The 17,157-nt window shown below is 75.0% G+C and carries 1 protein-coding gene (only partly in view); it reads left to right on the top strand.

Annotation, left to right across the window (positions count from 1 at the left end):
• Window positions 1-17,157, top strand: the 3' portion of a protein-coding gene (locus tag B446_RS01645) for an SDR family NAD(P)-dependent oxidoreductase (protein ID WP_020937654.1). It extends 2,040 nt beyond the left edge of the window; 17,157 of the gene's 19,197 nt are visible here — the last part of the coding sequence; the start codon falls outside the window, past its left edge; it ends in the stop codon at window positions 17,155-17,157.

Genomic DNA, 17,157 nt, shown 5'->3' with positions numbered 1-17,157 from the left:
GCGGACCCGCTCGACTTCTTCGTCTGCTTCTCCTCGATGTCCGGCGCGGGCAGCCCGGGCCAGGCCGACTACGCGTACGCGAACCGTTTCCTCGACGCGTTCGCGGCCTGGCGGCGCGGCAGCGACCGCCCCGGCCGCAGCCTCAGCGTGCTGTGGTCGCTGTGGGCCGACGGCGGCATCCGGATGGACGCCGACGACACCACACAGGCCCGCATCGCCCGCCGCGCCGGACTCCGGCCGCTGCCGACCGCGGACGCCCTGCGCGCCTGGGACCGGGCGCTGGGCCACGACGGCGATCACGTGCTCGTGGCGCACGGTGAGCTGGATCGCATCCGCGCCCTGCTCGACGCGCCGGCGCCGGAACCGGCCCCCGCACCGGAACCGGCGCCGAGGGCCGCCACCGGGTCGGCCACCGCGGCCGCCGAGGAGTTCCTGCGCGGCGTGCTGGCCGAGGTCCTCCAGTACCCGCAGGAGGAGATCGAGGCGGACACCGCGTTCGAGCAGTACGGCATCGACTCGCTGTTGATCATGGATCTGACCCGGCGGCTCGAGGACCACTTCGGATCACTGCCGAAGACCCTCTTCTTCGAATACCAGGAACTGCGCGGGCTCGCCGGCTGGTTCGCCGAGCACCACGGCGGCCGCCTCGCCGAACTCACACCGGCACCGGCTCCGGTGCCGGTGCCGGTGCAGGCGCCGGTCGTGGTGGCCACACCGGATGCCGCCCCGAGCGGCGAGCGTCCCGCGCCGCCCTCCGCGGACGCCCCGGAACCCGTCGCGATCATCGGCGTCGCGGCCCGGTTCGCCGAATCCGACACCCTCGACGAGTTCTGGGCGAACCTGCGAGCCGGCCGTGACCTGATCACCGAGATTCCGGCGGACCGCTGGGACTGGCGCGACTACGACGAGGCCACCCCGGCGGACCGCGCCGCCGAGTACAGCCGGTGGGGCAGCTTTCTGCGCGGTATCGACCGGTTCGACCCGCTCTTCTTCGGCATCTCCCCCCGAGAGGCGGAGATCATCGACCCTCAGGAGCGGCTGTTCCTGCAGACCGCCTGGCACGCCATGGAGGACGCCGGCCTCACCCGGGCCGACCTGCGCGCCCGCCGCGTCGGTGTGTACGCCGGCGCCATGTACGGCCTGTACCAGCTCCACGAGGCCGCCGACGGCCGAATCGGCGCGTCGTCGCACGCGTCCATCGCCAACCGGGTCTCGTACACCCTGGGCGTGACCGGCCCCAGCCTGGGTGTGGACACCATGTGCTCCTCGTCGCTGACGGCCATCCACCTCGCCGTGCGCGACCTGCGGTCCGGCGAGGCCGAAATGGCCCTCGCCGGGGGTGTCAACCTGCACGTCCACCCGTACAAGTACCAGTTCCTCGGCCAGGGCACCTTCACCTCCAGCGACGGCCGTTGCCGCAGCTTCGGCGCGGACGGCGACGGCTACGTGCCCGGCGAGGGCGTCGGCGCGGTGCTGCTCAAGCCCCTGTCGGCCGCCGTCCGCGACGGCGACCACATCCACGGCGTCATCCTGGGCAGCTCCGTCAACCACGGCGGCAGGACCAACGGCTTCACCGTGCCCAACCCGGTCGCCCAGAGCGACCTCGTCGAGCGTGCCCTGGCCGAGGCCGGGTGCTCCGCCGCCGCACTCGGCTACCTGGAGGCACACGGCACCGGCACCGCACTGGGCGACCCGGTGGAGGTCCGGGCCCTGGCCCGCGCGCTGGGCGCCTCCGGCCTGCCCCGGGGCAGCCTGCCGATCGGCTCGGTGAAATCCAACATAGGCCACCTCGAATCGGCCTCCGGCATGGCCGGGCTCTGCAAGGTGCTCCTGCAGATGCGGCACGGGGAACTGGTGCCGTCGCTGCATGCCGACCCGGTCAATCCGAACATCGACTTCGCCTCCACGCCACTGCGGGTGCAGACCGAGACGGCCCCGTGGCCGCGCCGGGACGGCCTGCCGCGCCGCGCGGGGATCAGTTCGTTCGGCGCGGGCGGAGCCAACGCCCATCTGGTCGTCGAGGAGTACGTTCCCGGGCCGGCGCCGGCTGCCGCACCGGGCCCCTGGCTCTTCCCGCTCTCCGCCCGCACCCCGGAGGGCCTGCGCGCGCTGGCCGAGCGGCTGGCCGACGCGGTGGACAACGGCCTCGCCGACCGGCTCGCCGACGTGGCGTACACGCTGCAGCACGGCCGCGAGGCCTGGGCCGACCGCATGGTGGTGCTCGCCTCCACGGCGGACGAGCTGGCCGGTCGGCTGCGCGCGGGCACCGGAACCGGCGTGTGGACGGGCAGCGTCCGCGGCCGTGCCGCCTCCCGCGCCGCCGCGCCGGCCGCCGCGGACCCGGCCGGCCTGGCTGCCGCCTGGACCTCCGGCGCGACCGTCGCCTGGCCCGGCACCGGGCGACGGCTGCCGTTGCCCGGCTACCCGTTCGAGGAGCTGCGCTGCTGGCTCACCGAGCGGATGTGGGCGCCGTCGCCGGCCGGCCCGGCCACGCATCCGCTGCTGGACGAGATCGTGCCGGCCGACAGCGTGGACGGCCTGACCTTCCGCACCGCCTTCGCCCCCGCGCATCCGCTGATAGACGGGCACCGCGTCGGCGACCTGCGCCTGCTCCCCGCCGCCGCGGTGCTGGAGATGGCCCGGGCCGCCGCCGCGCACGCCGGATACCCCGTGCCGGTCAGGCTGCGCGACGTTCGGTGGCTACGGCCGCTCGTGGTCACCGGGACCGTGGCCTCCGCCCGCACCCGGCTGCGCCGCGACGGCGCCGGCCTGGCCTTCACACTGCTCGGCGACACCGGCGACCAACTGGCCCAGGGCCTGGTCGAGGCACGGGCCGACGACGTGCCGGAGCCGGTACCCGTCGAGCGGATCCGGGCCGCCCTGCCGCACCGGCACGACGGCGCGGACCTCTACACCGACCTGGCCGGAGCCGGCCTGGTCTACGGCCCGGCGCTGCGTGCCGTCGAGTGGATCGCCTCCGGCACCGACGAGGCGCTGGCGAGTCTGCGCGTGCCCGCCGAAGCCGCCCGGTTCGCCGACTGCGCACTGCCACCCGCGCTCATCGACGGTGCCCTGCACACGTTCGCGGTGCTGCGCGATCGCGCCGGCGGCCCGATGGTGCCCTTCGCGCTCGCCGCCGCCGAGGTGGTCGGACCGCTGCCCGAGCATGTGTACGCCCATGTGCGCACCGTCGGCCCGGACCGGTACGACCTGACCCTGACCGACCCGGACGGCGGCGTTCTCGTCCTGCTGCGCGACCTGTGCCTGCGCCCGGCTCCCGCAGCGGGGACGTCCGACGCCGGGCCCGCCGTGACCGCCGTGACCGCCGGGCCCGCCGTGACCGAGCGGCCGGTGGATGACCTGATGTACCTGCCCCGCTGGTCCCCGGTCGCGGCCGAGCCGTTCACCGTGCCGTCGACCGCGCCCGGCTCGGACACCTGGCTGATCCGTCCGTCCTGCGCCGCGCCCCTCGCCGCCGCCCTCGCCACCCGGCTCGGCGGTTCCGTCACCGAGATCGAGCCCGAGCACTTCGTCGCACCGGCCGGGCGTCCCGGCCACGTGATCGTGCTGTCCGGCCCGGCGCAGGGGCGCACCGACGACCCCGCCGCCCTCGACCTCGCGCAGGAGCGCGGCGTCCTGGCCCTCTTCCGCGCAGCGAAGGCGCTGCAACGGTCCGGCGCACCCGTACGGCTGACGGTGGTCACCGAGGACGCGCTGAGTACCGGCACCGAACCGGTCCGCAACCCGTACGCGGCGAGCCTGCACGGACTGGCTCTGTCCCTGGCCCAGGAGCAGCCGCGCTGGCGGGTGGCCGTGGTCGACCGCTCCTCGGCCGACCCGATCTCCCCGGACGTCCTCGACGTGCCGGCCGGTGGCCCGTACGCCCTGCGCGCCGGCGTCCTGCACCGGCGGAGCCTGGTCCCCGCCGCCCCCACGACGACGCGCGAGGCGATACGCCACGGCGGTGTCTACCTGATTCTCGGCGGTGCCGGAGGACTCGGCCTGGAGCTCACCGAATGGCTGGTGCGCGGCTACCGGGCCAAGGTCGTGCTGGTGGGGCGCAGTGAACTCGACGCCGGCCGGCGCGACCGGCTGCGCCGCCTCGACCCGGCCGGCGCCCTCGTCTCGTACCGGCGGGCCGACGCCACCGACCCCGCGGCGCTGGCCGAGGTGGTCACGGCGGTCCGTGCCGAGCACGGGACGCTGCACGGGGTCGTGCACGCCACCATCGTGCTGCGCGACCAGACCGTCGCCACGATGACCGAGGACACCTTCCGGGCCGTGCTCGACGCCAAGACCCGCACGTCGGTGGCACTGCACCGCGCCCTGGTCGCCGCCGACGGGCTCGACTTCGTCCTGTTCTTCTCCTCGGCGGTGGCCCTGTCGGGCAGCGCCGGGCAGGCCAACTACGCCGCCGGATCGACGTTCGAGGACGCGTTCGCACACCATCTCGACGACGTGCTGGCCGCCCGCTCGGCCGTCGTCAACTGGGGCTACTGGGGCACCGTCGGCATCGTCGCCGACGACCGGCACCGCGAGCGCCTGGCCCGGACCGGGATCCACTCGATCACCCCGGCCGAGGGCATGGCAGCCGTGCACGACGTGCTGGGCCGCACCGATCGGCAGGTCGTCGTGATCAAGGCGACCGCCGAGGTGCTCGCCGCCGCCGGAGTCGAACGGCCCGCCGGTGAACGGTCCGACGACGAGCTGGCCCCCTCGGCGGCGGCGCTGCCGCCGGTCGCCCGGCTGTTGACCGAGACCGACCAGGCGCGTCTGGACGAGGTCGTGCTCGGCTGGCTGTGGGAACTGTTCCGGGGCGAAGGGGTGTTCCGGACGGTCGGCGAACGGTGGAGCGCCGACGAGCTGCGGCGGCGGCTGCGGATCGCCGACGGGCAGTCCCGCCTCTTCGCCGAACTGCTGCGCGTGCTCACCGTCGCCGGTTTCCTGCGCGACGACGGCAGCGCGCTGATCGCCACGGACCGCCGGGCTCCCACCGACCCGGAGAACGAACTGGTCGTGCTCTGCGAGGGGCAACCCGCGCTGAACCGCATCGACCGGCTGCTGAGGCCCTGCATGCACCAGCTGTTCGGGGTGCTCCGCGGCACCGTCCGCGCGACCGAGGTGATGTTCCCCGGCGGATCCACGGAGCTGGTGGAGGGCGCCTACCGGGGCAGCCCGGTGGTCGACCGCGCCAACGAACTCGTGGTCGCCGCCGTGCTGGACCGGGTGGGCCGGCTCGGCGGACCGGTGACGGTCGTCGAGGTCGGCGCCGGAACCGGCGGCACCACCGCGAGCCTGCTGCCCGCGCTGGCCGCCACCGGCGTGGAACTGACGTACGTCTACACCGACATCTCGCCCGCCTTCCTGCAGCACGGCCGACAGCGGTTCGCCGAGCGCTACCCGATGGTGCGCTTCCAGCAGCTCGACATCTCCGGCGACCCCCTCGCGCAGGGCTTCCCGCCCGGCGGCGCGGACGTCGTGGTCGCGGCGAACGTCCTGCACGCCACCCCGGACCTGCCGCACACCCTGCGCGCGGTCGCGCTGCTGCTCAAATCCGGTGGGCACCTGGTGCTCAACGAGGCCACCAGCAACGTCGTCACCGCCACGCTCACCTTCGGTCTGCTCGACGGCTGGTGGCTGCACCGCGACACCGGCCTGCGTCTGCCCGGTTCGCCGCTGCTGTCCGGACGCGGCTGGCGCGCCGCGCTCGACCTGGCCGGATTCACCCGCAGCCGGGCTCTGCCCGCCGACGAGGGGCTCACGCAGCACGTCGTCGTCGCGGAGAGCGGGCCGGCCGGGCCGGCTGCCGTCACCGCACCCACGGCGCAGCCGGCGCCGCCACCAGCGGCCGAACCGGCGCCCGAGCCGCGTACCGGCGGCGGGGGCCGGCTCGTCGAAGCCGCCCGCGACTACGTCAAGGACGCGTTCGTGCAGGTACTCGAGGTGCCCCGGGACCGGCTGTGGCTGGACGAGACGTACGAGAACTTCGGGGTCGACTCGCTCACCGTGCCCCGCATCGCCGACCTGCTCGCCGAGCGCATGGGCGACCTGCCGCCCACTCTGCTGTTCGAACACCCCACCATCCGCGAGGTCGCCGACCACCTGGTCGAGCGGTATCCGGACCGGGTGCGGGCCCTGCTGCCCGACCAGCCCCGGCCCGCGCCGGCCCAGGCCACCGAGCCCGCGCCGGCCCAGGCCACCGAGCCCGCGCCGGCCCAGGTCACCGAGCCCGCGCCGGCCCAGGTCACCGAGCCCGCCGGACGGCCGGCAAAGACGGCACCGGCCGCGGACACCCGGATCGCCGTCATCGGCGTGGCCGGCCGCTACCCGCTCGCCGACGACGTCGACGCGTTCTGGACCAATCTGCGAACCGGGCTGGACTGCATCCGCGAGGTGCCGGCCGAGCGCTGGGATCCGCGGACGGAGCCCGGGGCGAACGGCACACCGGTCAGCCGGTGGGGCGGCTTCCTCGACCGCATCGACGAGTTCGACCCGCGGTTCTTCCAGATGTCGATGCACGAAGCCGAGCTGACGGACCCGCAGGAGCGGCTGTTCCTGCAGACCGCCTGGCACACCCTCGAGGACGCCGGCTACCCCCGGACCCGGCTCCGGGGCAGCCGCGTCGGCGTCTACGTCGGCGTCATGTACGGCCACTACCAGCTCTTCGAGGACGAGCGCGGCCTGGCCGGCGGGATGGGCTACGCGTCGATCGCCAACCGGGTCTCGTACGCGCTCGACCTGCACGGCCCGAGCCTGGCGGTCGACACCATGTGCTCGTCGTCGCTGACCGCCATCCACCTGGCCTGCGAGGCGCTGGCCGCCGGAGGCGTGGACTACGCGCTCGCAGGCGGCGTCAACCTCACCCCGCACCCACGCAAGTACCGGCAGCTCGCGGCCGGCGGGTTCACCGGCGAGAGCGGCCGGTGCCGCAGCTTCGCGGCCGGCGGCGACGGCATGGTCCCCGGCGAGGGGGTCGGCGCGGTCCTGCTCAAGCCGCTGGCCGCGGCCGAGCGCGACGGCGACCGCATCCTCGGCGTGATCCTCGGCAGCGCGGTCAACCACGGCGGCAAGACCGGCGGGTACGCGGTGCCCAGTCCCGGCGCCCAGAGCGAGGTCGTCACGAGCGCGCTGCGGGCCGCCGGCGTCGAACCGGCCGACGTGTCGTACGTGGAGGCGCACGGCACCGGTACGGCGCTGGGCGACCCGGCCGAGGTCGCCGGACTGGCCCGGGCGTTCGGCGACCGCCCGGCCGGCTCGATCGCCATCGGCTCCGTCAAGTCGTCCATCGGGCACCTGGAGTCGGCGGCGGGCATCGCCGCCCTGACCAAGGTGCTGTTGCAGATGCGCGCCGGGGAGCTGACGCCGTCACTGCACGCCGAGCAGCTGAACCCGGCCGTCGACTGGGCGAACGTCCCGTTCCGCGTCCAGCGGGAGGCGGCGCCGTGGACGGGCCCGCGACCGTTGCGCGCCGGCGTCAGCGCCTTCGGCGCCGGTGGCTCCAACGCCCATCTGGTCGTCGAGCAGTACCGGGCCGAGCCACGGCCCGGCGTCGTGCCGATGCCGGCCGTGTTCCCGTTCTCGGGGCGCGACGCGCAGGCGCTGCGCCGCATCGTCGAGCGGATGCTCAGCCGCCTGCGGGAGCTGGGCGCGACCGGCCTGCGCGGTGAGCCGGGCGCGACCGGCCTGGCGGAGATCGCCGCGGCCGCCGGGCTGCCGGTCGGCGCCGTCGACGAGCCGCTCGACGAGCTCGGCCTGGACCCGGCCACGATCATGCGGCTGGCAGGGCGGGAGACCGCCCTGCACCAAGGCGCCGTGCACAGCGGATCGACGCTGCGACAGCTCGCCGCGGCCCCGCCGGACGCGGCGGACATCGACCTCGGCCGCCTGTCCTACACGCTGCAGATCGGGCGGGAGGCGATGGCACACCGGCTCGCCGTGGTCGCCCACCGGACGGACGAGCTGATCGAGCAGCTCGACGCCTTCCTCGCCGGGCGGCCCGCGGGCTGGACCGGCGTGGTGACCACGGAGCCGGGCGACCCGGTCGCGCCGAGCGCGGATCCGCGCGACAACGCCCGCCGCTGGGTGCAGGGCGAGGTGATCGACTGGGCGGGCACGGCCGGCAGCGCGCCGGAACCGCTGCCACTGCCCGGCTACCCGTTCGAGCCGGTCCGCTGCTGGATCCGTTCCGCGGCCCCGCGGGCCGCCACGCCGACGCCCACCCGGCCGGCCGGCTCCTCCGGCCCCGCGCTGACCACCGTGCTGCGGCTGGTCAGCGGGGTCACCGGCTACCCGATGACGGAGCTGGACCCGGCCGCCTCGTTCCACGACCACGGCCTGGACTCGCTGGCGCTGCTGAGGCTGGCCGGTGACGTCTCCGCGGCGTTCGACCTACCGGTCGGCCCGGACCAGCTGCTGGCCACGCCGACGGCCGCGGCCCTGGCCGACTGGCTCGCCCGCGAACACCCGCAGGGCGCGCCCGCGCGACCCGCGGAGCCGGAACCGGACGACCCGGTGGTGATCGTCGGCATGGCCGGGACGCTGCCCGGCTCCGCCGACCTGGACGAGTTCTGGGCCGCCCTGGAACGCGGTGGCGACCTGTTCACCGAGGTACCGGCCGACCGGTGGGACGCACGGGAGCATCACGGCGACCCGGCCGCGCACCCGGAACGCACCCGGGTGACCCGGGCCGGCTTCATCGGCGGCATCGACCGGTTCGACCCGCTGTTCTTCGGTATCTCCCCGCGCGAAGCCCGCTGGATGGACCCGCGCCAGCGGCTGCTGATGCGTACGGTGTGGGCCGCGCTGGAGGACGCGGGTATGGACCCGGGTGCTCTGGCCGGCAGCGACACCGGGCTCTTCGTCGGCGTCGGCTCCGGCGAGTACGCCGAACTCGTCCAGCGCTCCGGCGCCGCCACCGACGCCTACTCGTCGACCGGCCTGGCCCCGTCGATGCTGGCCAACCGCATCTCGTACCAGCTCGACCTGCACGGTCCCAGCGAACCCGTGGACACCGCCTGCTCCAGCTCGCTCGTCGCGCTGCACCGGGCGGCGGAGGCGCTGCGCCTCGGACGGTGCGGCACGGTCATCGTCGGCGGCGTCAGCCTGATGCTGTCCCCGGTCACCTTCGCCTCACTGGAACGGGCGGGGATGCTCAGCGAGGACGGCGTGGGCCGGGCCTTCGACGCCGACGCGTCCGGTTACGTACGCGGCGAGGGGGTCGGCGCCGTCGTCCTCAAGCGGCTCAGCCGGGCGCGCGCCGACGGCAACCCGATCCTGGCCGTACTGCGCGGCACCGCGGTCAACCACGGCGGCCGAGCCAATTCGCTGACCGCGCCGAGCCCGCGCGCACAGGCAGACGTGATCCGGCGGGCGCACCGGGAGGCGGCGGTCGACCCGGCGACGATCGGCTACCTGGAGACGCACGGCACCGGCACGGTCATCGGTGACCCCGCCGAGACCAACGGGCTGCGCGAGGCGTTCGCCGACCTCTACCAGGACTGGGGACACGACGCGCCGGCCCGGCCGCACTGCGCGCTCGGCGCGCTGAAGAACACCATCGGCCATCTCGAACCAGCCGCCGGCATCGCCGCGGTGCTGCGCGTGCTGCTGTCGATGCGGCACGGCCGGATCACCGGCGACCCGCACGGGCCGCGGCCGAACCCGCATCTGGGCCTGGAGGGCACCCCGTTCGAACTCGCGACCGGGCCGCGGGAGTGGGCGCCGCCCGCGCCCGGGGTGCCACGCAGGGCCGGGGTGAGCGCCTTCGGGTACGGCGGAGCCAACGCGCACGTCGTACTCGAGGAGTACCCGGCCGAGGAGCCGGTTCCGGCGCCGGGACCGGTCGTGTTCGTCCTGTCCGCCCGGGACCCCGAACGGCTGCGGGCGTACGCGCGGTCCTTCGCCGACCGGCCGGACCGCTGGGCGCACGACCTGGCGAGCACCGCGTACACGTTGCAGGTCGGGCGCGGGGCGTACCCCGAGCGGCTGGCGTTCGTCACCGACTCCGCCGAGCACGCCGTCGCGACGCTACGGCGTTTCCTCGCCGGTGACACCGCGGGCATCCACACCGGTCGGGTCGAGCGGGACGCGGACCGCACGCCCTGCGACGGCCGCGGTGACGACGAGACGGCGGCCGCCTGGACCCGGGGCGCACAGGTGGACTGGCATCGCCGCTGGGCCGCCCCGCCCCGCCGGCGGTCGCTGCCGACCTACCCGTTCGCGCAGGAACGGCACTGGTTCACCGATGGCACGACTGCCCGTCCGGTCAGCTGCTTCACGGCGACCTGGCAGGACGAGCCGGTCCCGGCGGCCGGCGAGCACCCGGGCCGGGTACTGGTCCTGGGCGATCTGCCGGTGCCCGGCGCCGTGCACGTGCGCGCCGGCACGGAGTACCGCGACGAGGGCCCGGTGATCACCATCCGGCCCGGCGAGCAGGACGACTACGCGCGGCTGCTCGCCGAGACGCCCGCCCGGATCGTCCACCAGTGGCCGCTGCTCGCGCCCGGCCGCGACGACCTGGGACTCGAGGCGATGTTCCGGATCGCGAAGGAGCTGACGGCCGGCGCCGCCCGCACCCCGGTCCGGATCCAGGCGCTGGTGCCGGAGGACGCGCTCGCCGAGGCGTGGGGCGGGTTCGACGCGTCGTTGCGGGCCGCGCTGCCGGGAACGACGTTCGGCGTCGTCCGGGTCGACGGTGCGGGCGACACCGGCGAGCTGCTCGCCGAGATCGCCGCGCACCGGCTGTCGGGCCCGGCCGTGCGGCTGTCGCCGTCGGGCCGGTCGGTGCGGGTGCTCAGCGAGATACCCGCCCGTCCGGTGCTGCCCTCACCGCTGCGTGACGGCGGCGTCTATCTGATCACCGGTGGCCTCGGCGGGCTGGGTGTGCTGCTGGCCCGAACGCTGCTGTCACGTGGCGCCCGGGTGGCGCTGACCGGTCGCTCGCCGGCCGCCGAACGGGCCGAGCAGCTGGCGGAGCTGCGCGCGCACGGCACCGTCGCGTACTACCGGGCGGCCGTGGAGGACCGCGACGCGATGACCCGCGTGGTGGCCGAGGTGATCGCCGACCTGGGCGGCCTCGACGGGCTGTTCCACCTGGCCGGCACCGCGTCGCGCAACCCGCTTCCCGGCAAGGACGTCGACGAGCTGCGGGCGCACCTGCGCGCCCGGATCACCGGAACCAGGGTTCTCGACGAGGTCACCCGCGACCTGCCGCTGGACCTGTTCGTGCTCTACTCCTCGCTGGCCGGGCAGCTCGGTGACTACGGCCTGGTGGACTACGCGGTCGGCGCTCGCTACCTCGACGGGTTCGCGGACTTCCGGGAGCGGGAGCGTCTCGCCGGCCGCCGCCACGGCCGTACCGTGTCGGTGGACTGGCCGATGTGGCGTGCCGGCGGCATGCACGTGGACACCGACGACGAGCGCCGCTACCTGGCCGGTACCGGCTTCCGCTACCTGGAGACGGCCGAGGGCGAGCAGGTGCTCGACCTGGTGCTGCGCCTGGACCGCCCGCAGGTGGCCGTCCTGCCCGGTGACCCGGCCCGGATGCGCGACCTGGTCGCCGGGATGCGTCTGCGCGACGACGGCGTACCGGCCCTCCCGGCGCCGCCGCCGACCCCCGCGCCGGCCGTCGCCGTCTCCCCGGAACTCCCCACCCAGCTGCGGGAGCTGATCGGCGGGATCCTCGGGATCGCCCCGTCCGCTCTCGACCCCGACGCCGGCTTCGGCGAGTACGGCCTGGACTCCTTCGGCCTGCAGAACCTGGCCGCGGCACTGGCCGCCCGTTACGACGTGACCGTGCCGACGACGACGCTGTTCGGCGCCAACACGGTCACCAAGCTCGCCGCGCACCTGGCGGCCGAGCTGCCTCCGGCCCCGGTGGCCAAGCGGACCGAGCCCGGCCCCGCGTCGTCCGAGCCCGGCCCCGCGTCGTCCGAGTCCGCGCCCGCACCGGTGTCCGTGCCGCACGGCGTGCCCGCGCCCGCACCGGTGTCCGTGCCGCACGGCGTGCCCGCGCCCGCGAGCGGCTCGTCGTCCGCCGCTCCGGCCGGTCATGAGCCGATCGCCATCATCGGCCTGGCCGGGCGGCTGCCCGGCGCGGACGACCTCGAACAGTTCTGGCAGCACCTCGCCGACGGCCGGGACCTGATCACCGAGACGCCCGCCGACCGATGGGACTGGCGGGAGGTCGCCCGCCGCTTCGGCGGCACCGCCCGCTGGGGTGGCTTCCTGACAGGCGTGGACCTCTTCGACCCGCTGTTCTTCCGTATCTCACCGGCCGAGGCGCAGGCCATGGACCCGCAGCACCGCCTCTTCCTGGAGCACACCTGGGGCGCGCTGGAGGACGCCGGGTGCCGCCCGGACCGGCTCGCGGGCGGCCGGGTGTGCGTCTTCGCCGGGGTGCAGTTCGCCGACTACGAGTCGATGGTGCTGCGCGGCGAGCACGTCAACGCTCACGCCGGCACCGGTCTGGCCCGCACCATGCTGGCCAACCGCATCTCGTACCTGCTCGACCTGCGGGGCCCGAGCGAGAGCGTCGACACGGCCTGCTCCAGCTCGCTGGTCGCCCTGCACCGTGCCGTGCGGTCGCTGCGCGCGGGGGAGAGCGACCTCGCCATCGCCGGTGGGGTGAGCCTCGTGCTGTCCCCGCAGACCGTGGTCGCCGGCAACCAGCTCGGCGTGCTCGCGCCCGACGGCCGGTGCAAGGCGCTCGACGAGAGCGCCGACGGGTACGTCAAGGGCGAGGGGGTCGGCGTCGTCGTGCTCAAGACGCTGTCGCGGGCCCTCGCCGACGGCGACCGGGTGCACGCGGTGATCCGCGGCAGCGCCGTCAACCACGGCGGCCGCGCGTCGTCGCTCACCTCGCCGAACCCGCTCGCGCAGGCGGATCTGCTGGTCGAGGCGTACGGGGACGCGGACGTGCCGATCGAGACGGTGTCCTACGTCGAGCTGCACGGCACCGGCACCGCCCTGGGCGACCCGGTCGAGATCGACGGCCTGGTCCGCGCCCATCGCGCGCTGGCCGCCGGGCCGCCGGTCACCTGCGGCATCGGCACGGTCAAGAGCAACATCGGGCACCTGGAGCCCGCGGCGGGCATCGCCGGCGTGATCAAGGTGGTGCTGGCGATGCGGCACCGGCAGCTGCCGCCGACCCTGCACCTGTCGCGGCTCAACCCGCTGATCGACCTGGACGGCACTCCCTTCGAGCCGGTCCGCGAGACCCGGCCGTGGACACCGAGCGACGCCGACGGCACGACCGTGCCACTGCGCGCCGGGGTCAGTTCCTTCGGCTTCGGCGGGGTCAACGCCCATGTCGTCCTGGAAGAGCCGCCCGTGACGTCCGTGCCCGTGGACTCCACGGGGCCGGAGATCTTCGTGCTGTCGGCGCGGGACGAGGCCGCCCTGCACCGGTACGCCCGGGCACACCTGGCATTCCTCGGCGACCGGCAGCCCGCGCTCTCCTCTCTCGCCCACACCTCGCAGGTGGGCCGGGTTCCGATGCCGGTGCGCCTGGCCCTGGTCGTCAGGTCCGTGGCCGAACTGCGGGACCGGCTGGCCGCCTTCCTGGCCGGTGACATCGAGGCGACCACCGCGACCGGCGACCACGACTGGCTCACCGAGCCGGAGGGCGTCAGCTACCTGCGCCGGCTGGCCCGGGAAGGGCGGCTCGATCGGATCGCCCGCCTCTGGCAGGCCGGCGCGGCCGTGGACTGGGCCGCGCTGCGCACCGATCGGCCCGCCCTGACGTCCATGCCGACGTACCCGTTCGCCCGGGAACGGCACTGGCTGGCGAGCCCGTCCGCCGCGCCGCCGGAGCACGAGGCGCGACGCCTGCTGGCCAAGGAGTGGGAACCGGCGCCGGCGGCGTCGGGGCCGGCGCCGACCGCGCCGGTGGTCCTGGTCCGGGCCGAGACCGAGGCGCTGGCGACGGCGGCGTTCGGTGACACGGCCCGAGTGGTCCGCCTGGACGACACGGACGAGGAGACGGGGCTGCGGGCGGCCGCGTCGATCGGCCGGGCGCCGGTCGTGATCGACCTCGTCGACCTGTCCGCGGTGCCGGTGCCCGACGTACGCGTCGACTGGGCCCGCATCGTGCTGGCCCGTGAGCTGATCGCGACGAACCGAACCGCCGGCTTCGCCTATCTGCACCTGACCCGAGGACTGGTGTCCTTCCGCGCGCACAGCCCGACGCTGCGAGGAGCGGCGTTCGCGGGACTGGTCCGGATGCTCTCCGCCGAGTACCGCGGGGTGTTCGCCCGCACCGTCGACGTCGACTTCACGGACCCGGACGCGCTGCGCGACGTGGCCGGCGCGGAGCTGGCGGCGACCGACCCGGTCACCGAGGTGTGCGTGCGTGACGGCGTCCGGTACACGCCGACGCTGCGTCCCACCGGCTGCGCCACGGCACCCGCCCGGTGGTCGGACGATCTGGCCGGGCGGCCGGTGGTGATCACCGGCGGCACCGGCGCGCTCGGCCGTCTGCTGGCCGCGGAACTCGTCGAGCGGGGAGCAAACCGGCTGGTACTGCTCGGCCAGTCCCCGCTGCCCGCCCGCGACAACTGGGCGGAGCTGATGGCCGCACCCGACACCGATCCGGCGCTGGCGGCCCGACTGCGCGACCTCAGCGCGCTGGAACGCGCCGGGGTGCGCCTGGTGATCGAGAGCATCCCCCTCGAGCGCGCCCGGGAGGTACTGGACCGGATCCGGCGGGAGTGGGGACCGATCGCCGGGATCGTGCACTGCGCCGGTCTCGGCGTGATGACCGACCCGGCTTTCATCGGCAAACGCACCGCCGACATGCGGCGGGTGGTGGAACCGAAGACCACGGGCCTGCAGGCGCTCCTGGACGCGTGCGGCGACGACCCGCTGCGCTTCGTGGTGCTGTACTCGTCGATCGCCGGTCAGGTGCCCGCGCTGGCGGCAGGGATGAGCGACTACGCGCTGGCCAACTCGGTGCTGGACCGGGTGGCCGAGTACCGGAACGCCACCGGCGCCGACACGCCGGTCTTCCGGTCGGTGCAGTGGCCGAGCTGGCAGGCGGCCGGCATGCCGGAGGTGGACACCCCTGTCTACCGGGAACTGGGGCTGCGGACGCTGCGCCCGCAGGACGGCGTGGCGCTGCTGGACGCGGCGCTGGCGGGACCCGACCCGGTCGTGCTGCCGTGCCTGGTGGACACCACCCGGTTCGACGCCCGGGCCTTGTTGGAGGTTGCCGTGCCCGGGAGTTCTGTGCCCGGGACTTCCGCGCCGGGGACTCCCGTGCCCGGGGCGTCCGGGCCCGGGACTTCCGCGCCGGGGACTCCCGCGCCCAGGGCGTCCGGGCCCGGGACTTCCGCGCTCGAAACCACCGATCCCGGGACTTCGGTGCCCGGGCACCCCGCGCCAGGGGCCTTGGCGCCGGTCGCCGCCGCGGACCCGCCCACGGCTCACGGGAGGCGGACCGGTGACGGCGTGCGGAGGCTCACCGAGGTCTTCGCGACGACGCTGCGGCTGGACGCCGCCCAGATCCGGCCCGACGCCGACTTCGCCGACCTCGGTGTGGACTCCATCATGATCGTCCAACTGCTCGCCGCGCTGGAACGTGACCTCGGGGTGGTCGCCGAACCCTCGGCGCTGCTGGAGAACCCGACCATCGCCCGGCTGGCCGCCGCCCTCGACGACCGGCTGCCGGAGCAGCCTGCGCCCGGGAAGCCGGAGCCGGTGCGCGCGCCGCAGCCGCGACCCGCCCAGGTGAGAGGGCCGGAGCGGGGAATCGCGGTGGTGGGCATTGCCGCCCACTTCCCCGGAGCGCCCGACCACGCCACGTTCTGGCGCAACCTCGTCGGCGGCGTGGACTCGGTGACCGAGGTGCCGCCGTCGCGCTGGGATGCCGATCGCTTCTGGCACCCCGCCCCGCAGCCCGGCAGAACCGTCAGCAAGTGGGGCGGATTCCTGGACGGCATCGAGGACTTCGACCCGGACTACTTCCGGCTCGACCCGGCCGGGGCCGCCCACGTCGACCCGCTGGTGCGGCAGTTCCTGGAGGCCGGGGCGGAGTGCCTGGCCGACGCGGGCCTGACGCCCGCCGAAGTGGCCGGTCGCCGGGTCGGGGTCTTCGCCGGCGCCCGGGCGGCGAACTTCGGCGCGCACCATGCCGCCGCGACGACCCACTCGATCAGCGGCATGGCGCAGAACTTCATCGCCGCCCACCTCTCGCACTACCTCGACGTGCGCGGCCCCGCCGTCGTCGTCGACAGCGCCTGCTCCTCGGCGCTGGTCGCGGTGCACCTGGCCGCGCAGAGCCTGCGCACCGGCGAGTCCGACCTGGTGATCGCCGGCGGCGTCGAGATCCTGCTCGACGAGGTGCCGTTCGTCGGCATGAGCGGCGCGGGGGCGCTGTCACCGAGCGGCCGGTGCCACACCTTCGACGAGCGCGCCGACGGCATCGTCCTCGGCGAGGGCGTCGGCGCCCTGCTGCTCAAGCGGGCCGAGGACGCGATCCGCGACGGCGACCGGGTGTACGCGGTGATCGAGGGCAGCGCCGTCAACAACGACGGCCGCACCATGGGCATCACCACGCCGAACCCGAGGGCGCAGCGCGAGGTCGTCGAGTCCGCACTCGCCGCGGCCGAGGTGTCACCGGTGCAGCTCGGCTACGTCGAGGCGCACGGTACCGGCACCATGATCGGTGACCCGATGGAGCTGAAGGCGCTCACCGAGGTCCTGCGCGGCGCCACCGACGAGGTCGGCTTCTGCGGTGTGGGCAGTGTGAAGACCAACATCGGGCACACGCTCAGCGCGGCCGGGATCGCCGGCCTGATCAAGGTGGTGCTGTCGGTGCACCACGGGCAACTGCCGCCCACCTTGCACTGCGCGACGCTCAACCGGCGCTTCGAGTTCGACCGGTCGCCGCTGTTCCCGGTCCGTGAGCTGCGGGACTGGACCGGGCGGGACGGCGTACGCCGGGCCGGAGTCAGCTCGTTCGGCTTCGGCGGCACCAACGCCCACATGGTGGTGCGCCAGGCCCCGGACGGCCATGTCCCGCTGCGTGAACCGCTGGATCCGCCGCGCTACCGACGGCGCCGGTTCTGGTTCGACGTCCCGGTACCGGCCTCCGCAGGAGCCAACGGGCGCCACGACGGCCCGACGCCGCCGGCGCCGTTCTTCCAGATCCAGTTCTGA

This window comes from Streptomyces collinus Tu 365, assembly GCF_000444875.1.
Classification (GTDB): Bacteria; Actinomycetota; Actinomycetes; order Streptomycetales; family Streptomycetaceae; genus Streptomyces; species Streptomyces collinus_A.
This window is presented reverse-complemented; position numbering and strand designations above follow the sequence as displayed.